The organism is Acinetobacter sp. QJM3NY_42, assembly GCF_056173745.1.
In genome coordinates this window covers 948,616-967,378 of the sequence record NZ_CM149689.1, presented here as the reverse complement: position 1 = coordinate 967,378, position 18,763 = coordinate 948,616, and the positions used below count along the sequence as shown (strand labels likewise).

Genomic DNA, 18,763 nt, shown 5'->3' with positions numbered 1-18,763 from the left:
GCTGGGCCAACACATGTAACAATCGAGATTCAAATGGACGATCAATCATTAAAACAGCAAGCTTTGTACTATCATGAATTCCCAACACCAGGAAAAATTAGCGTCACTCCAAGCAAACAGCTTGTCAACCAGCGTGATCTGGCTTTAGCCTATTCTCCAGGTGTTGCAGCTCCGTGTCTTGAGATTGAACGTGACCCTTCAGCTGCCGCAAAATATACGGCACGGGGCAATCTGGTTGCTGTGGTCAGTAATGGTACTGCTGTTTTAGGACTGGGGAATATTGGTCCATTAGCCTCTAAACCGGTAATGGAAGGCAAAGGTGTACTCTTTAAAAAATTTGCCGGTGTCGATGTATTTGATATTGAAATTGCTGAAAATGATCCCGACAAGATTGTTGATATTGTGGCAGCACTTGAGCCTACATTCGGCGGTATCAACCTTGAAGACATTAAAGCACCAGAATGTTTTTATATTGAGCGCAAACTCCGTGAGCGCATGAATATTCCGGTATTTCATGATGACCAGCATGGTACCAGTATTATTGTAGGTTCTGCCCTGCTAAATGCCTTGCAACTGATCAATAAAAAAATTGATGAGATCAAGATTGTAGCCTCAGGCGCCGGTGCTGCTGCGTTATCTTGTCTTGATCTGCTGTGTGCGCTGGGCGTAAACAAAGACAATATTATTGTTGCTGACTCTCGAGGCCTGCTAACCACCTCACGTGATGGGCTGGATGAGTCTAAAAAACGCTATGTACAGGACATTCCGCAAACCCAGCTCCATGAAGTCATGGCCGGTGCAGATATGTTCCTGGGGCTTTCTGCCGCAGGTATCCTGACCAAAGAAATGGTCAAGCAAATGGCAGAGAACCCGATTATTTTCGCACTTGCCAATCCGGACCCTGAAATTCTGCCTGAACATGCTCACGAGGTCCGTCCTGATGTCATTATGGCAACAGGCCGTTCAGACTATCCGAATCAGGTCAATAATGCCCTGTGCTTCCCGTATATCTTCCGTGGCGCACTTGATGTGGGTGCAACTACAATTAATGAAGAAATGAAAATTGCCTGTGTACATGCGATTGCACGTATGGCACATATTGAAGCAGATGCAGCGACATATGGCGAAAAATCAGCTTCATTTGGCCGTGAATATTTAATTCCGCGTCCACTGGATCAACGCCTAATTCTGGAAATTGCTCCTGCTATCGCTCAGGCAGCGATGGATTCTGGTGTAGCTACCCGCCCGATTGAAGATTTCTCAGCTTATCGTCAGCGCTTGTCCGAGTTTGTTTATAACTCGGCATTTATCATGAAGCCAATTTTTGCACAGGCGAAGACTGATCCGAAACGCATTGCTTATGCTGAGGGTGAAGACCTTCGTGTATTACGTGCTGTTCAGATTGCAGTAGATGAAGGTCTGGCTAAGCCGATTCTGGTTGGACGTACTGCGGTTATTGAAGCTAATATCAAAAAACTAGGATTGCGTCTTGAACAGGGCGTAAATATTGAAATCGTAGATCAGGAAAAGAATCCTGACTATGAAAAGTTTGCGGACGATTACTATCAGTTAATGCAGCGTAAAGGTGTAACACCCGAATATGCACAGCGTGAGGCACGTCGCCGCTCCACTTTGATTGCAGGCATGCTGGTACGTCATGGCAAAGCAGACGGTATGCTGTGCGGTACATATTCAAGCTATGACATTCACCTAGATTTTGTTAAAAATGTCATTGGGTTACGTGAAGGTCGTAGTACGTTCTTTACTTTAAATGCATTAATGCTTGAAGACCGCACCCTGTTTATTGCAGATACCTATGTCAATACTAATCCGACTGCCGAACAGCTCGCTGAAATGACAATTCTGGCAGCTGAAGAAGTACGCCGTTTTGGGATCGCGCCCCGCATTGCTCTGCTATCACATTCAAGCTTCGGTTCTGACCAGACGGATGCAAGTGCACAAAAAATGCGTCAGGTATATGAAATTCTGTCACGCATTGCACCAGAGCTAGAAGTTGAAGGCGAAATGCACGGTGATGCAGCACTTGATGAAAATATTCGTCATTTTGCATTCCCGAATTCACGCTTCAAAGGTTCTGCCAACTTGCTGATTATGCCAAATCTGGATGCAGCCAATATTTCGTTTAACCTGCTTAAATCTACTTCAGGCAATAACGTAACAATTGGCCCGATTCTGCTCGGTGCTGCTAAACCGGTGCATATTTTAACCCCAACCGCCACCACCCGTCGTCTGGTTAATATGACTGCACTGACTGTTGCTGAAATTCAGCAAGCTGAGGTATAAGCTTCAACTGAATAAAAGCTAAAGTTCTTTACTTGAGAAAACCTCTATTCTGTTGCATGATTGCTTGAAGAATAGAGGTTTTTTCATGCAAGTTTATTTAGTAGGCGGTGCTGTCCGGGACCATTTGCTTGGCCATCCCTATCAAGAAAAAGATTATGTTGTGGTAGGAGCAACGCCTGAGCAGCTTCTCGCTCAGGGTTTTATGCCAGTTGGTAAGGATTTTCCAGTATTTCTGCATCCTGATACTAAGGATGAATATGCTTTAGCGCGTACTGAGCGTAAATCCGGTCAGGGCTATCACGGTTTTGAATTCCATACGGATAGCAGCGTGACTCTGGAAGAAGATTTAATCCGTCGCGATTTAACGATTAATGCTATGGCCATGGATGAACAAGGTCAGGTATATGATCCATATCAAGGCCGGCAAGATCTCAAAAATAAAGTTTTACGCCATGTTTCCGATGCCTTTATTGAAGATCCGCTTCGTGTATTACGTGTTGCCCGTTTTGCTGCTCGCTATGCTCCTTACGGTTTTAAGATTGCTGAAGAGACCATGAGCCTCATGCAGCAACTGGTCAATACGGGCGAATTGGATACTTTGACCCCAGAGCGGGTCTGGAAAGAAACCTCTCGTGCCTTAATGGAACAGCGCGCTGATGTCTATTTTGAAGTTTTACGTGAATGTGGCGCCTTAAATATCCTGTTACCCGAACTGAATGCCCTGTTTGGAGTTCCTCAACGGCCAGAATATCATCCTGAAATTGACTGTGGTATTCATACGCTGATGTCCTTACAGCAGGCATGTCAGGCGAATTATTCACTTGATGTACGTTTTGCGGTACTGGTTCATGACCTTGGCAAAGCTCTTACGCCAACAGATATTCTACCCCGCCATATCATGCATGAAGAACGTGGTGTAAAACCCGTAACTGCTGTATGCGATCGTTTAAAAGTTCCTGCTACTACCAAGCAACTGGCTCTGGCAGTCTGCAAAGAACACTTAAAATGCCATCAGGCTTTAACTCTAAAACCTGGAACCTTATGGCGCCTGCTGCAACGTTTAGACGTTTTACGCCGTCCGGAACGGGTCGAAGCTTTTGTACAGGCATGTGAATGTGACTCTAGAGGCCGCTTAGGTCTAGAAAACCGTCCTTATCCGCAAGCCAGCTACATGTATCAAGTCATCGAGATTGTCCGTTCAATCAAGGCACAAGACTTACCTCCGGAAATACAAGGGCCGGATATTGGAGAAATGTTGATTCAGCGCCGAATTGAAGCTATTGCCACATTTAAGGCTGAGTTTCTTTCTTCTCCATCCTCTAACCAGTTGTAGTTTTAAAATAAATATAAAAAAAGCCTCCATATGGAGGCTTTTTATTGGAAGATTAACGGCGAGGTAATGGAATAAACTGGGAGTCCTGATTCTGAACTTCCCGCTCTCCTACATTTACGTTTAAGGTCTGCTGCTTGCCTTCGCGCTCCACCAGAAGCTGAATAGTGCTGTTCGGTGCTTGCAGAGCGACATAATTGATTAAATGCGATGTTGAGGTAATCTGCTCATTATTCACTTTTAAAATGCGGTCCCCTACCTTTACACCGGCTTTGGCAGCTGGGCCATTACCCAGTACTCCCGCAACCACGACACCTGGCTCACGTGGTGCCAGTACATCAGTTTGTGCAGGTGGAACCAGACTGATTCCTAGCCATCCTCTTACCACGCGGCCATCTTTCAAAATGGCATTTAACACCTGCTGACAGACTTTAGCCGGAATGGCAAAACCTATTCCAAGTGAGCCACCGGTCTGTGAGAAAATTGCCGTATTTACCCCAATCAGATTACCTGCAACATCGATTAATGCACCGCCTGAGTTACCCGGGTTAATTGCAGCATCTGTCTGGATAAAGTCTTCATAGGTATTTATTCCCAAATCAGAACGGCCAGTTGCAGAGATAATTCCCTGTGTTACCGTTTGCCCTACCCCAAACGGGTTACCAATTGCCAACACCACATCACCGACTTCATTACCACTGAGTTTAAAAGGTAAAACAGGTAATTTATCCAGTTCAATCTTGATAACGGCAAGGTCAGTATCAGGATCAGTACCAATAATTTTTGCTTCAGCACGGCGACCATCATTTAAAGCCACCACAATCTGTTCTGCTTGTGCCACTACATGGTTATTAGTCAGGATGTATCCATCAGGACGTACAATAACACCTGAGCCAAGACTGTTTTCATTCTGCTGGCTATTAAACTGGTCTGGTAGCTGGTCCCCAAAAAATTCACGAAATGCCGGATCATTTAATAAGGGATGATTCATCTGCCGAACTTTTTGCGTGGTAAAAATATTAACCACCGCAGGTGCAGCAACTTTTACTGCCGCATTATAAGAGACTACTCCTCCAGAACGGGAGGTATCAATTAAAGGTTCAACTTTTTCAGCAGGCATTTTTACGCCATCAGCAGCGACTGGCGCTTTGGGCTGATGGAATTTCTGCCAGCCAATAAAACTGATAATCACAATGACCAGCAGTACCCAAGGTAACCAGGCAAAGGTTCGGCGCACGTTATTATCCTCTAGATTCTTTTGATTTGTTAATGCGTAATAGATCTAGGTGATTGTAATACAAATACAAAATATACGCTTTAAAACACACTAAAGTTTTGTCTGGCTTTAGTTACAAGATAAAATATGTTTCTATATCCCATTGTCCAGTTTAATTATTAAGGTAAATCATGGCCAGGTTGACTGATATTCTTCAATGGTGTGATCAGACATTGAAAACTTCCGAATTTCGTGACTATGCGCCGAACGGTTTGCAAATTGAAGGCTCGCAGGAAGTAAATAAAATTTTGTGTGCAGTTACTGCATCACAAGAAGCTATTGATGCGGCGATTGCACAAAAAGCAGATCTGTTATTGGTTCATCATGGTTATTTCTGGAAAGGCGAACCCTATCCGATTACCGGTATGCGCGGCAAACGTATTAAAACTTTAATACAGAATAACATCTCTCTTGTCGCTTTTCATTTACCTTTAGATTCACACCCAACATTGGGTAATAATGCTGCCATTTCTGATTTACTTGGCCTTGAGCATCTTGAAGCACTTGATCCATCTGAACGGCATCCGGTGGGTAACATTGGTTATTTACCAGAAGCATTAAGTCCGGAAGCATTTAGAAATTATCTGGCAGAACGTTTAAACACCCAGGTACTTCATCTACCTGCGGAAAAGTTATCTGTGCAAAAAATAGGTTTTTGTACTGGAGCTGCTCAGGATTTCATTACTAAAGCAGCTGTTCAGGGTTGTGATGCTTATATTTCCGGTGAGGTTAGTGAGCGAACTTATTATGAGGCTCAGGAATTAGATGTGCATTACTATGCCTGTGGGCACCATGCGACTGAACGTTATGGTGTACAATGCTTAGGTCAAGCACTGGCTGAACAGTTTGCCCTCGAATATCATTATCATGAACTGAACAATCCGGTTTGAACCTTATGTTACGATTGGAATCGTTTACAAGTTTATAAATTCGGCCTTTATTATGTATTGTTATTTAAAAAGCGTGGCCTACCATGCAGATAATCAATTACAATAGAGGCACTTAATTGTATAACCCAGCAAATGCAAGGAATTAGAACATGACAACCATTACTTTACCTCCTCTTCCTTATGACTACGATGCGCTTGAGCCGCACATTAGTAAAGAAACTTTAGAATTCCACCATGACAAACATCACAACACTTATGTGGTGAATCTGGTTAAAGCAATCGAAGGTACTGACCTCGAAGGTAAAGAGCTGGACGACATCATCAAAGCAACTGCGGGTGATGCATCTAAAGCAGGTATTTTTAACAATGCAGCCCAAGTATGGAATCATACATTCTACTGGAACTGTATGACTAAAAATGGTGGCGGTAAAGCTACTGGTCCTGTTGCCGAGAAAATTGATGCAGCTTTCGGTTCTTATGAAAAATTTGCTGAAGAATTCGCAACTGCGGCTACTACACAATTTGGTTCAGGTTGGGCTTGGTTAGTGGCTGATGAAGTAAATGGCAACCTGTCAATCATGAAAACTTCAAATGCAGATACGCCATTGGCTCATGGTAAAGTAGCGATTCTGACCATTGATGTATGGGAGCATGCATATTATATCGACTACCGCAATGCGCGCCCTAAGTATATCTCTACTTTCCTGGAAAGCCTGGTAAACTGGGAATATGTAAATGCAAAACTTGCAGGCCAGCCTGCTGGAGTTGAGAAATAATCTTTCTCTTGCCTTAAAAAGTCACCCTGCGGGGTGATTTTTTATTACATTATTTTATAAATGAATATTTATAGATCAATCAGTTTATTCTTATAAATTATTTAATTGACGCCTATATAATTGATCCGTAGAATGGCCCACAGATTCTCCCATAGCTCAGTCGGTAGAGCGACGGACTGTTAATCCGCAGGTCCCTGGTTCGAGCCCAGGTGGGAGAGCCAAGATTCTAAAAAGCCCGCTTATTTAAGTGGGCTTTTTTTTATTACGCCAAGAATATATTCAAGTTATTCCTATTGATAGGTCTTATTGTTCGCCAAGATTCACTTACTGAATATTTTTAAAACAAACGCTTTAAATCTAATGATTTTTTAGCTATTTCCACTTGACCATTTATCTCTTCCTCCATAGAATAGCCCACAGATTCTCCCATAGCTCAGTCGGTAGAGCGACGGACTGTTAATCCGCAGGTCCCTGGTTCGAGCCCAGGTGGGAGAGCCAAGATTCTAAAAAGCCCGCTTATTTAAGTGGGCTTTTTTTTATTACGCCAAGAATATATTCAAGTTATTCCTATTGATAGGTCTTATTGTTCGCCAAGATTCACTTACTGAATATTTTTAAAACAAACGCTTTAAATCTAATGATTTTTTAGCTATTTCCACTTGACCATTTATCTCTTCCTCCATAGAATAGCCCACAGATTCTCCCATAGCTCAGTCGGTAGAGCGACGGACTGTTAATCCGCAGGTCCCTGGTTCGAGCCCAGGTGGGAGAGCCAAGATTCTAAAAAGCCCGCTTATTTAAGTGGGCTTTTTTCTTATAGAAAGATCTTACTGTGTCAGAATTTATTCATAATTCATTTCTAATTATTGGTATCTTGGCAAGTCTTGGACTCCTATATTTAAGTCTTCAGCAGTACCTTACTTCTAAAAAGCAGTTTTCGGCTAAACCGGTCATTACTGCCTTTGAGAAGCGCATGTTTATTCGCCTTAAAGAGGCTCTCCCACAGCAGCATATACTGGCTCAAGTGGCATTTAGTGCACTCATTACGAGCGATGACTATAAAATCCGTCAGAAATTTAATCGCAAAGTTACAGATTTTGTCATTCTAAACACTCAGTTTGAAGTGATTGCCATAATTGAACTTGATGACCCTACACATCTTTATAAAGAAGAAGAAGACCGACAACGGGATGCGATGCTCAAAGAAGCGGACTACAGGATTATACGATATACAGAAATTCCAACTATTCGACAGCTTCAAAAAGATATACTTTAAGCTTTTGAGAATATATTTAATAACTCTGCCTGAAATTTCATTCTTTCTTTAATTTTTCTGCTTCTTCACGTGCCTTGATTTTTGCCAGTTGTTCAGCTTGTTGCTGTCGGTACTTTTCCTGATTCTTGGCATCACTGTTTACTGCAATATAAGCCATACTGACCAGAAAAATTGGAATCAATAAACCCAGTCCCATCAATACCCATAATTTAGCTTTCGATTGCACCGTTTCTTTAGTCATAGAAATATCAAAGATAAATAATTTAAAACTGACCCAATATAACAAAAAAAGGGCCTTCTTTAAGACCCTTTTAATTTGAATATTTTAAATATAAAAAATTATTGGGCTACTCCAGTACATTCAACATTTTTACTTGCATCTATTATTGATGGATCAAGCACTATATTGGTTCTAGCTGGCATCTTAGATTGTACAAATTGATAAATTTCAGCATTTCTACATACAATCGCCTGAGTATGAGCGGCTCCGTTAACAGGGACAAATGTCACATCAGTTCCCATTTTTTTAAGTCCCTCTTGTAAGGTATTAGTAACAGGATATGGTACAGCCATATCAGCAGTTCCCTGAACAATCATGACAGGTGAATTAATTTTTTTGGTAGCAGGCTGATTATCAGCCAAAAATTTCTTCACTGTTGGATTCTCTTGAAAATTACCAGCGAGACCAGGATAGTCCATAACTGTTTTACCAGCATTAGTCGCAAGAAAATCACGAATATCATCTGCGAATTTGTTATGCAAATCAGTTAAACACACTCCATTTTCGCCCGTAGTGCCTTCTGCAAACTCGGCTATACTTTGAGAACGTTGCTGGAAGATTTCACGATAATTAAATCTAGGTTCATAAGCAGTAATACCCACTGTGGTATATGCAGCATATGCAAGTAACTCGGCATATACTTCTACAGCTGTGCCAACAGGCGCAGTACCCGCCTGTTCTCTCCCAAGAATATCTTGAATTGCCTGTGGTGCAACTACAGAAATAATATAGCCAAGGCTAGAAGCTGGTGCTGCTGCAACCGCTCCTTTATAGTTACTGTCATTATTAGCAAACTCAGCTGTTCCTAATGAGGCATGCCCACCTTGAGATTGCCCAATCGACATCCATGAACTATTCAACTGACTGCCGTACTGATCTTTAGCAGCTTTTACTGCTGCAATTGCAGATTTAGCTTCACTTCCCAAATTAAGGTATGGATGGATTCCTCGAGTACCTAAACCTTCGTAGTCCGGAGCAATCACCACATAACCAGCTGCCAATAATGTATCAGCTAAAATTTTGAAGCGTGGATTAATAGTATTATTGCTTGGTGCACAGCTATCCCCTACGCCTACAGTACCGTGTTCCCAAACCACTACTCGATAACCATCCTTAGGTTGAGTAACTTTAGGGAACATCACTAGCGCAGTGGCTTCCGCTGTTTTTCCTTGTACATTGACCATATTATAGGACATGATTTTTATAGATGAAGCGCCACTCAAGCTATCTTTAGAATAAGACTTTTCAGAAATAAATGTCTGATCCGGATTTACCCCTCTATAATCGTCATTCTCATCATTACAGGCTGTAAGAAATAAAGCCGAAACTAAACTTGTTATAGTTAAAGCAATTCTTGAACGTCTCATAAAATATCCTTTTTATCAATTATTTATTCTGCATAAATTTATGCACAAATATTAAGACACAAAAAAAGTGTCCTGCATAGAACACTTTTCAACCTGAGTACTGTTTTTACGATATAAAATTTAACAATATTCCCAGAAAAATTATGAATCCAACCCAACGATTATGACGGAATGCCCAAAAACATATTTGGGGATTGCGGTCCTTGGTTTTAATTGTTTGATATATAAAATCGAATGCAACCACAACTAAAGCAATCATCGCCCATGGGAATAAAATATTTTCTAAATACAGTGCTGTACCAATTAGAATAAGGCTGCATAACTGTAAAAGTACGATAATTTGAATGTCATAACGACCAAAAAGGATGGCTGTAGATTTTACACCAATCTTTAAATCATATTCACGGTCAGTAATGGCATACTGCGTATCATAGGCAACAGTCCAGCACAGATTTCCAAAATAAAGCAGCCAGCAGATTAAATCTGGTGTCTGGCCCACTGCGGTATAGGCCATGGGAATAGACCAAGAAAAAGCTGCACCTAAAAAGACTTGTGGCAAATGAGTATAGCGCTTCATGAAAGGATATATGAATGCAAGCAATAAAGCGCCAAATGACCAGTAAAAAGTTTGAACAGGGAGGAAAAATAACAGACACGCGCTGGCAGCAACCAGAACCAGAAATACTAAAACCGCTTCTTTAGCACTAATTATACCAGTTGCCAAAGGCCGGGATTTGGTACGCTCTACATGTGCATCGACCTTCCGGTCAGCAAAGTCATTAATAGCACAACCGGCAGCACGCATAAAAATTACGCCTAAAGTCATAATAAAGAGAATTTTTAGGTCCGGTATACCTTTTGAAGCTATCCAGAGTGCCCACATGGTTGGCCAGAAAACCAGTTCGGTACCAATCGGTTTATCAAAACGGCATAAATAGTAATAAGCTTCCAGGCGCTCACGCCAAGTAATCTGATGCACAGTTGCCATGACTGTCCTTAACGAGGTTATTGCTGAATAAAGTACTCAAAAGCTGGCAGGAATGTCTCCTGCACAATAAATTTGCAGCCATGCCAAGTATAGCAGCTCTGGCGGGTCCACCCCTCTTCCAGATAAACTACACGCCGCTCACAGGCAGGCCGGGTACGCTGAAATAAAAAATGTCCAATTGGCTTTTGACCAATGTGTTGAAATAAACGTGCCCGCCCTTGCAGGCTCAGTATCGGAAAGATACTTTTCGCCTTGACCCAAGGCTGTGTCTCACAGCCATATAAATAAGTATCACGTACCCAGGAAGTATGCTGAGCTGGCATTTTCATCCACTGGCTGTCAGCGAAGTTAGGGCGTTGAAAATATTCATTAAGCGTCTCGACCCTAAACTGTCCACCAGCCAGATCGGTTAATTGTCGGGTTAAGGAACCTGATGCATATAACCACGTTTTTAATACTGCAGGAATCTGCTCAGCATGCTTGTTTTTATATTTTGAACTCACAACTTTCCCAACTTCATAATTAACCATTATCTGTTTTAGCAATGACTACATATGTCCCGCTCGGTAATTTCTTTAAGATCAAGCCCTCGGTAGTGAGATAAAAACTTTTTGGATAATCATAGTCCAGAGCGAATTCAGGATGTCGCAGTGCAACAAATTCTGCCTGTTTATAACCTTCAGGTGTACGTCCTATTTCTATATAAGTCACTTCAGAAAAATTCAGTTTAAAACCTTTATTGTGATCCTGAGGATCAATCCATGGAAAAAATCCAGTATTTTTTTTGCGTGGTGCCATAACATCATATCGTTTATCAATTACAGCATCATACAAAAAAACCCGCACAAAGGCGGGTCTTTTTACAGTGAAATTCAGAATAGATTTACAGGCTGTAGTACATATCAAACTCAACTGGGTGAGTAGTCGTATTAAGACGACGCACATCTTCAGTTTTAAGTTCGATATATGCATCTAACATATCTTTAGTAAACACGCCACCTTTTAGCAGGAATTCGTGATCTTCTTTTAGTGCTTCAAGAGCCATATCGAGGCTATGGGCAACTGTAGGAATTTTTGCTTCTTCTTCAGGAGGAAGATCATACAGGTTCTTGTCAGCCGCTTCACCCGGATGGATTTTATTCTGAATACCATCAAGGCCTGCCATCAACAATGCTGCAAAACCCAAGTACGGGTTCATCATTGGATCTGGGAAACGTGCTTCAATACGCTTGCCTTTAGGGCTAGACACGTAAGGAATACGGATAGAAGCAGAGCGGTTACGTGCTGAGTAAGCCAGCATAATTGGTGCTTCAAAGTGAGGCACTAAACGCTTGTACGAGTTTGTAGAAGGGTTAGTGATTGCATTCAGTGCACGAGCATGCTTGATCACACCACCGATGAAATACAATGCCATTTCTGAAAGGCCTGCATATTCATCACCAGCGAACAGGTTTTTGCCATCTTTGGAGATCGACATATGCACATGCATACCTGAACCGTTGTCACCTACCATTGGTTTAGGCATGAAAGTAGCAGTTTTTGCATACTGATGTGCAACATTCCAAACTGCATATTTGAACTGTTGAACTTCATCTGCTTTGCGCACCATGGTATTGAAGCTCACACCAATTTCTAACTGGCATGATGCAACTTCATGGTGATGTACTTCTACACGGCCTGGTCCCATGATATCTTCAATTTTTGCACACATATCTGCACGCATATCCTGTGAAGAATCTACTGGCGGAACTGGGAAGTAACCACCTTTTACACGTGGACGATGGCCAGAGTTACCTGCTTCATAATCCTTACCTGTAGACCAGGCAGCTTCTTCAGCGATCAATGTATGGCGTGCACCAGACATATCGATGTCCCATTTTACTTCGTCAAATACGAAGAATTCTGGTTCAGGGCCAAAGAATGCAGTATCGCCGATACCGGTAGATTTTAAATATTCTTCTGCGCGACGAGCAATGGAGCGTGGATCACGTTCATAGCCTTGTCCAGTTGATGGTTCAATCACATCACAAGTTACTACAACTGTTGGCTCTGCAAAGAACGGGTCGATAAAGCCAGTTTCTGCATCTGGACGTAAAATCATGTCTGATGCTTCAATCCCTTTCCAGCCAGCGATTGAAGAACCATCAAACATTTTGCCATCTTCAAATGTATCTTCATCAATACTGTCTGCCGGGTAAGTAACATGCTGTTCCTTGCCTTTGGTATCAGTAAAGCGAAAATCGACCCATTTTGCGCCACTTTCTTCTATGAGTTGAAGGACCTTGTTCGCCATGCTCATTTTGCTCCGATGAAATTTTGTTGCACTTATCGAGTGCATGTTAGTAGTTGCTCAATATAAAGCAATTCCCATACCAACTTTAGAATACTAAGCTAATGCTTTGAATTTCTTAATAGTGTGAAGATTAAAAAAACCTTAGCTATGCGGGTATTATACTGTGTGCAGATTGAATTGCACTATCATCAATCATTCTTAAATTACTTTATTCATAATAATAGAATTATTGAACCAAAATAGTGCATTTTTTTAGAAGTTAAGACTGTGTTTAGTTATTTTTGTATGATTTTATTTTTAAGGAGCTCTAATAGATATTCTAAATTTAATAAATTATTTATTTTTTAATTTCTAGCGGGAAGTTAGCTCAAAAGTTTTGATGATAGCCATAGCCAGCTTTCAACAGTTACTGTTTATTTTTAATTCATAGTAGCTGTAGCTTAGTTACTCACTATTTTATATTCCTCCTATGCATGATTTTTTTAAGTCTTAGGCCATCCTTAATTGTTGATTTAAGAGAATTTACCAGATTTTTTAATATTAAGTATAAGCCTCAACACTATAATAGAAATAGTTCAGCAGCAATTCATGATTTTTTGCTATGATATTGTTCGCTCTAATTTTTCTTTTGTATTTATTTCTAAATCTGGGTTTCCTGTTTTTAGTTAAATATTTTCTTAGAGTTCATCCGAATTAAAGACACGTAGGTGTATACATTTCAAAAGGTTAAAAGCTCATGCTTCTAATGATCGACAATTACGACAGCTTTACTTATAACATCGTCCAATATTTTGGCGAGTTAAATCAAGAAGTTAAAGTCGTTCGCAATGATAGTGTCACATTAGATGATATTGAGCGATGGCAACCCAAGTATCTTGTGATCGGTCCTGGTCCCTGTTCTCCAACAGAAGCTGGTATTTCTATTCCAGCCATCCAGCATTTTGCCGGTAAAATTCCCTTACTCGGTGTGTGTTTGGGGCATCAAAGTATTGGACAGGCATTTGGTGGAAAGATTATACGAGCAAAAACTGTCATGCATGGCCGTCTATCTGACATGTATCACAATGATACTGGAATTTTCAGTCATTTACCTTCACCCTTTTCAGCAACTCGTTATCACTCTCTGGTGATTGATCAAGCGAGTTTACCAGACTGCCTGGAAGTGAATTGCTGGACGAAGGAAGCAGATGGCTCGATGGAAGAGATCATGGGTGTAAAACATAAGACATTACCAGTAGAAGGTGTGCAGTTTCATCCTGAATCAATCTTGAGTCAGCATGGCCATAAAATTTTCCAGAACTTTTTAGAAATTTACGCTTAAGTGATTTATATGAACATTCAACAAGCTCTTAATCATATTACAAAAAATATTCATCTGACTCAGCCGCAAATGGAAGAAGTCATGCGTAGCATTATGCAAGGTAGTACAACAGAGGCCCAAATTGGTGCACTGATGATGGGCTTGCGCATGAAAGGTGAAAGTATTGATGAAATTACTGCTGCCGCACGAGTTATGCGTGAGTTTGCTATTAAGATTGATGTAAGTGATATCCCTTATCTGGTTGATATTGTGGGTACAGGTGGAGATGGTCAGAATCTGTTTAATGTATCTACAGCATCTGCATTTGTTATTGCAGCAGCGGGCGCTACAATCGCCAAGCATGGCAACCGCGGTGTATCAAGTAAGTCTGGTTCTTCTGACCTGCTTGAAAAAGCAGAGATCAATCTTGATCTGAATATGCAGCAAACTGAGCGCTGTATCCGTGAAATGGGAATAGGTTTCCTGTTTGCACCTAACCATCATAAAGCTATGAAATATGCAGTAGGCCCACGTAAAGAACTGGGTATTCGCAGTATTTTCAACTTGCTTGGCCCGCTTACGAATCCGGCCGGTGTCAAACGTTTTGTAATTGGGGTATTTTCTGATGAACTTTGTAGCCCAATTGCAGAAGTAATGAACCAATTAGGTGCCGAGCATGTCATGGTGATACATTCCAAAGATGGCCTGGATGAAATCAGTCTTGCAGCACCAACTACAGTCGCTGAACTGAAGAATGGTGAAGTTACCGAATGGATACTGAATCCTGAAGATGTGGGGATAGAATCTCAGACATTGACTGGTCTTGTGGTAAACAGTTCTGATGAAAGTCTAGCGTTAATTAAAAACGCATTAGGCAAAAAGAAAACACCGGTAGGTGAAAAAGCTGCCCAGATGATTGCTCTAAATGCAGGTGCGGGACTGTATGTTTCCGGGTTGAGCCAAAGTTATAAACAGGGTGTCGCTTTAGCACATGACATTATTTATGGTGGTCAGGCACTTGAAAAAATGAGCGTATTATCAGAATTTACTAAAACCTTGAAACAGTACGAAGTATAACGGTCAGGAATAAATAGTCATGGTAGATATTGCAAACACAATTCTTGGTAAAATTGTTAACCGTAAAACTGAAGAACTGGCTGCGCGTTTAAAACGGCGCAGTTTAAAAGATATAGAAGAACTGGTACAGGCCGCGACACCTGTGCGTAGTTTTGTGCAGGCACTGTCATGCAAGTATCCTGGTGTAATTGCAGAGATCAAGAAAGCTTCTCCATCTAAAGGAATCATTCGTGAAAATTTTAATCCTGCAGAAATCGCTCGGCAATATGAACAAGCAGGTGCAGCCTGCCTTTCAGTACTAACTGATGTCGACTTTTTCCAGGGTGCTGATGAAAATATCCAGATTGCACGCACGCACTGTGGCCTGCCCGCATTACGTAAAGACTTTCTGATTGATCCCTACAATGTTATTGAAGCTCGTGCTCTTCATGCTGACTGTATTTTACTGATTGTTGCTTCATTATCTGACCAGCAACTTGAAGAAATGTCTCAAACCGCTTTTGAACAGGGAATGGATGTACTGGTAGAAGTACATGATGAATATGAACTGGAACGTGCTTTACAGCTTTCAAACCGTTGTTTGCTTGGCGTAAATAACCGTAACTTGAAAACCTTTGAGGTTGACCTCAATACATCATTACGTTTAAAGAAACTACTCGACCCTTCTCGACTTTTAGTCACAGAAAGCGGTATTGCCAGTCCGGATGATGTACGGCTAATGCAGGAACATGATATTCATGCATTTCTGGTTGGGGAGAGTTTTATGAAGCAGCCATATCCTGATCAGGCTTTCACAGCCCTGTTCGGTCAGCCACAGAGAGTTGAAACCTTATCTTATGAGTAAAAAAGACTCTACACTTTCTAAAGACCAGCAAAACCTGCTGAAACAGTTTAGAAAGCAGATTTCTATTCCTCAGTCTTCACCTGAAGCGAAGCAGACTGAAGTTCAATCAGCCCGGGATGACAAAGACTCTGGTGAAGACTTGGATCTGTTTAAAAAAGCCTTGCAGGGTGTACAACCTCTGCAGGGTAGTAATATTGCTCAGGTGGAAAAAACACGAAAGTTTAAACCCAATGCCCAGATCTTGGCTAAACGTGCAGCTGCTGAGGGGCCGCGTGAAGTTGAGCTGGCTGAACTCTCAGATACCCAAGCTGTATTAAATCCGGTTGGAAGCCAGTCTAAACTGAGCTATCGTATCGCGACCTTGCAACATAAGGTATTTGAAGACTTAAAAGCGGGAAATTTACGCTGGTTTGAAGCGGTCGACCTCCATGGCTGCACGGTAGAAGAAGCACGTGAAGCAGTTTTGCAAATTATTCAGATGGCAAAAGATGAAAATCAGAATGTCATCAAAATAGTGCATGGTAAAGGTCCAGAAGCTGTGCTTAAAACCTATGTAAATGGCTGGTTGCGTCAGCACCGTGATGTACTGGCCTTTGTCAGTGCACCTGAAAATCAGGGCGGTACAGGCGCAGTGTTGGTACTACTTAAGCGTGCTGAAAAAAATCTGAAATTTAAACAGTAATTGGCATGCTTATTAACTCTCAGACTTTTGATAGTTTTCTGTTACAATGTCGCCCTTGTTCAACCAGTGTAAGTGAACACGCCTTATGTCTATGCAGCAATCCTACGCAAATATCCTAACCGCCGTTGGTGAAGACCTGAATCGTCCCGGTCTTAAAGATACGCCGATGCGTGCTGCCAAAGCGTTCTCATACCTCACGTCAGGTTATAGCAAGACACTGGAAGAAGTGACCAATAATGCGGTTTTCCCTTCGGATAACCGTGAAATGGTACTGGTTAAAAATATCGAATTTTATTCACTCTGTGAGCACCATCTTCTGCCATTTTATGGCCGTGTACATATTGCTTATTTGCCAGAAGGTAACGTTTTGGGTCTGTCCAAATTCGCCCGCATTACTGAAATGTTTGCCCGTCGTTTACAGATTCAGGAAAATTTGACCCAACAAATTGCTGAAGCAGTAGCAGAAGTGACTCAAGCACGAGGTGTTGCGGTCATGATTGACTCTGCACATATGTGTATGATGATGCGTGGCGTAGGTAAACAGGAATCTACTACACGCACAGTTTCTTTTATAGGTGACTTTAAAACAGATAAAGAAGCTCGCCGTGAATTCTTGAGTGCTGTGCCTGAAAGTTACTAAGCTTAAAATTAAAAAGCCTTGCAAACGCAGGGCTTTTTTTATCTCTTGCTGTATAGGTAATGCCGTTATTTATCCCATATATACATTGTTTCGACCATTGTTTTTAGCCGCATATAAAGCCGAATCTGCGGCATCTAAAAAGCGTTGGTAATCAGGATGCCCATCATATAATACGGCGCCTACACTGACTGTAAAATTAAAGCTGACACCCATAGTAGACCGTATAACGGTTTCTTCAATCCGCATACGGATATTTTCAGCAACGCTTTGAGCCCGGCTCAGGTCGCTATCGACCAATAACAGCAAAAACTCCTCACCCCCTATACGAAAAGCATAATCACTGCCTTTGGTACATTCGAGTAAAACTTCAGCCAGAAACTGTAAGGCCAGATCCCCTGCTGCATGACCAAACTTGTCATTAATTCCTTTAAAATGGTCAGCATCAATTGCCAGTAAAGTTAAGGGTGAACCATTTTTACGGGAAAAATTAATTTCCCGGTTAATAATCGTATTTAAATAACGACGATTAAGTAGCTGGGTTAAAGAATCATTACCCGAGCCGATATACTCGGAAACCTGAAATAACTGATCAACCAGATGCTGTATTTCACGATTTTTTTCACGAATCCGCTGTATTAGGGCAATCGCATTGGCTTTATCCTGGCTCTCAAGTACCGCCAGATTAAGTTTATCTACCTCATATATGCGATCAATAATAATCTGTACCTGGTCTGTGCCAGAAAAAGCATAGGCTGCTTTATGAATAAACCAGAGACCAAATTCTGATTTGGACAATAGCAGATGATTAAAGCTAGCACTGTCTGAAAATACTTTAAACATCAGCTCATTTTCCCAGTCTAACAAGGAACTGCGCTGTTTATCCTTTTGAATCGATACATCCTGCATCGCAGAAAATAAACGGTAGGTATGTTTAATATCATTATTAATTTCAATATTTGCTTCGTAGGAACGGCACATAATTTCAGAGGCAAAACCAATGCTCTGTACAATATAGTTGGTTACAGCATAAATATTTTGCTGGGTTCTAGAAGCTTGCAAAGAAAAGACTTTTTTTTCAATTTCACGTATTCCGCGCATGATTAGCCAAGATGGAATACCGATACGCGCATGCACATTGCCAATCACCAGTTGACGTTGTACAACTTCTTCATAATTTTGTTTAAACGGCATATTAAAACAATCGAGTAACCACTGATTTAATGTAGTTTTCAGGCGGCTTTGTACAATCTCATCAGATAAAAAATAGGATGCCTCTTTCTCCTGCATCATATTTTTATAAAACTCATCGACCAGTAAAAACGAGTTATCTTGGATAAATTGGGCAGTATAGTTTAAATCAGTTGCAGAATATTGCCCGCATATATCCTTCCATTGCTCGGCAAGCATGGTAATACATTGTTCATTCATACAATTGATTCC

18 protein-coding genes and 3 tRNA genes are annotated in these 18,763 nt (G+C 41.3%); 13 read left to right on the top strand and 8 right to left on the bottom strand.

Annotated elements, in window-relative coordinates:
- Nucleotides 1-33: 33 nt before the first annotated feature.
- Nucleotides 34-2,304: an NADP-dependent malic enzyme gene (locus tag AC0VYT_RS04520; RefSeq protein ID WP_005015102.1), complete on the top strand. Its 2,271-nt coding sequence runs from the start codon at nucleotides 34-36 to the stop codon at nucleotides 2,302-2,304.
- Between the two features lie 85 nt (nucleotides 2,305-2,389).
- A complete protein-coding gene (locus AC0VYT_RS04515) occupies nucleotides 2,390-3,637 on the top strand; it encodes a multifunctional CCA addition/repair protein (RefSeq protein WP_005015105.1) in 1,248 nt (415 codons plus the stop codon).
- A gap of 52 nt (nucleotides 3,638-3,689) precedes the next feature.
- Here the strand turns inward: AC0VYT_RS04515 and AC0VYT_RS04510 are convergent, their stop codons facing one another.
- Nucleotides 3,690-4,871 carry a S1C family serine protease gene (locus AC0VYT_RS04510; protein WP_005015106.1) on the bottom strand — a complete coding sequence of 394 codons (1,182 nt, stop codon included), beginning with the start codon at nucleotides 4,869-4,871 and terminating at the stop codon, nucleotides 3,690-3,692.
- Nucleotides 4,872-5,041: 170 nt separating this feature from the next.
- Here AC0VYT_RS04510 and AC0VYT_RS04505 point away from each other — a divergent pair, with 170 nt between their 5' ends.
- The 6 genes from AC0VYT_RS04505 to AC0VYT_RS04480 all read left to right on the top strand — a co-directional run bounded on the left by AC0VYT_RS04505 (nucleotide 5,042) and on the right by AC0VYT_RS04480 (nucleotide 7,852).
- Nucleotides 5,042-5,800, top strand: a complete 759-nt coding sequence (locus AC0VYT_RS04505; protein ID WP_005015107.1) for a Nif3-like dinuclear metal center hexameric protein — start codon at nucleotides 5,042-5,044, stop codon at nucleotides 5,798-5,800.
- A 149-nt stretch (nucleotides 5,801-5,949) separates the two neighbouring features.
- Nucleotides 5,950-6,576 (top strand): superoxide dismutase, encoded by a 627-nt coding sequence (locus AC0VYT_RS04500; protein ID WP_005015109.1) that lies wholly within the window; start codon nucleotides 5,950-5,952, stop codon nucleotides 6,574-6,576.
- Between the two features lie 145 nt (nucleotides 6,577-6,721).
- A tRNA-Asn gene (locus AC0VYT_RS04495) sits at nucleotides 6,722-6,797 on the top strand.
- Nucleotides 6,798-6,998: 201 nt separating this feature from the next.
- Nucleotides 6,999-7,074, top strand: a tRNA-Asn gene (locus AC0VYT_RS04490).
- 201 nt (nucleotides 7,075-7,275) lie between these two features.
- Nucleotides 7,276-7,351, top strand: a tRNA-Asn gene (locus AC0VYT_RS04485).
- A 57-nt stretch (nucleotides 7,352-7,408) separates the two neighbouring features.
- Nucleotides 7,409-7,852, top strand: a complete 444-nt coding sequence (locus tag AC0VYT_RS04480; RefSeq protein WP_005015110.1) for a DUF2726 domain-containing protein — start codon at nucleotides 7,409-7,411, stop codon at nucleotides 7,850-7,852.
- A gap of 37 nt (nucleotides 7,853-7,889) precedes the next feature.
- Here the strand turns inward: AC0VYT_RS04480 and AC0VYT_RS04475 are convergent, their stop codons facing one another.
- The 6 genes from AC0VYT_RS04475 to glnA form a co-directional block, all read right to left on the bottom strand.
- Nucleotides 7,890-8,093 (bottom strand): hypothetical protein, encoded by a 204-nt coding sequence (locus AC0VYT_RS04475; RefSeq protein ID WP_034428789.1) that lies wholly within the window; start codon nucleotides 8,091-8,093, stop codon nucleotides 7,890-7,892.
- Nucleotides 8,094-8,191: 98 nt separating this feature from the next.
- Nucleotides 8,192-9,499: an alpha/beta hydrolase family protein gene (locus tag AC0VYT_RS04470; RefSeq protein ID WP_005015115.1), complete on the bottom strand. Its 1,308-nt coding sequence runs from the start codon at nucleotides 9,497-9,499 to the stop codon at nucleotides 8,192-8,194.
- A 106-nt stretch (nucleotides 9,500-9,605) separates the two neighbouring features.
- Nucleotides 9,606-10,487, bottom strand: coding sequence for a 4-hydroxybenzoate octaprenyltransferase (gene ubiA / locus AC0VYT_RS04465; protein ID WP_005015117.1), 882 nt, complete (start codon nucleotides 10,485-10,487; stop codon nucleotides 9,606-9,608).
- Between the two features lie 17 nt (nucleotides 10,488-10,504).
- The gene (locus tag AC0VYT_RS04460; RefSeq protein ID WP_005015119.1) at nucleotides 10,505-11,017 is read right to left on the bottom strand and encodes a chorismate--pyruvate lyase family protein; all 513 of its coding nucleotides are present in this window, start codon (nucleotides 11,015-11,017) and stop codon (nucleotides 10,505-10,507) included.
- Nucleotides 11,010-11,285 carry a hypothetical protein gene (locus tag AC0VYT_RS04455; protein WP_005404889.1) on the bottom strand — a complete coding sequence of 92 codons (276 nt, stop codon included), beginning with the start codon at nucleotides 11,283-11,285 and terminating at the stop codon, nucleotides 11,010-11,012. The genes AC0VYT_RS04460 and AC0VYT_RS04455 overlap by 8 nt, the downstream gene beginning before the upstream one ends.
- 85 nt (nucleotides 11,286-11,370) lie before the next feature.
- Nucleotides 11,371-12,786 carry a type I glutamate--ammonia ligase gene (glnA, locus tag AC0VYT_RS04450; protein ID WP_005404245.1) on the bottom strand — a complete coding sequence of 472 codons (1,416 nt, stop codon included), beginning with the start codon at nucleotides 12,784-12,786 and terminating at the stop codon, nucleotides 11,371-11,373.
- Between the two features lie 730 nt (nucleotides 12,787-13,516).
- Between glnA and AC0VYT_RS04445 the strand changes: the two genes are divergently transcribed.
- The 5 genes from AC0VYT_RS04445 to folE all read left to right on the top strand — a co-directional run bounded on the left by AC0VYT_RS04445 (nucleotide 13,517) and on the right by folE (nucleotide 17,323).
- Nucleotides 13,517-14,101, top strand: coding sequence for an aminodeoxychorismate/anthranilate synthase component II (locus tag AC0VYT_RS04445; protein WP_005015125.1), 585 nt, complete (start codon nucleotides 13,517-13,519; stop codon nucleotides 14,099-14,101).
- A 9-nt stretch (nucleotides 14,102-14,110) separates the two neighbouring features.
- Nucleotides 14,111-15,157, top strand: coding sequence for an anthranilate phosphoribosyltransferase (gene trpD / locus AC0VYT_RS04440; protein ID WP_005015126.1), 1,047 nt, complete (start codon nucleotides 14,111-14,113; stop codon nucleotides 15,155-15,157).
- Nucleotides 15,158-15,176: 19 nt separating this feature from the next.
- Nucleotides 15,177-16,001 (top strand): indole-3-glycerol phosphate synthase TrpC, encoded by an 825-nt coding sequence (gene trpC / locus AC0VYT_RS04435; protein WP_005015130.1) that lies wholly within the window; start codon nucleotides 15,177-15,179, stop codon nucleotides 15,999-16,001.
- Nucleotides 15,994-16,683: a Smr/MutS family protein gene (locus AC0VYT_RS04430; RefSeq protein ID WP_005015133.1), complete on the top strand. Its 690-nt coding sequence runs from the start codon at nucleotides 15,994-15,996 to the stop codon at nucleotides 16,681-16,683. Before trpC ends, AC0VYT_RS04430 begins: the two co-directional genes overlap by 8 nt.
- Nucleotides 16,684-16,774: 91 nt before the next feature.
- Nucleotides 16,775-17,323 (top strand): GTP cyclohydrolase I FolE, encoded by a 549-nt coding sequence (folE, locus tag AC0VYT_RS04425; RefSeq protein ID WP_171053875.1) that lies wholly within the window; start codon nucleotides 16,775-16,777, stop codon nucleotides 17,321-17,323.
- Nucleotides 17,324-17,392: 69 nt separating this feature from the next.
- Here folE and AC0VYT_RS04420 read toward each other — a convergent pair whose 3' ends face one another.
- The gene (locus AC0VYT_RS04420; RefSeq protein ID WP_005015137.1) at nucleotides 17,393-18,751 is read right to left on the bottom strand and encodes a diguanylate cyclase; all 1,359 of its coding nucleotides are present in this window, start codon (nucleotides 18,749-18,751) and stop codon (nucleotides 17,393-17,395) included.
- Between the last annotated feature and the right edge of the window lie 12 nt (nucleotides 18,752-18,763).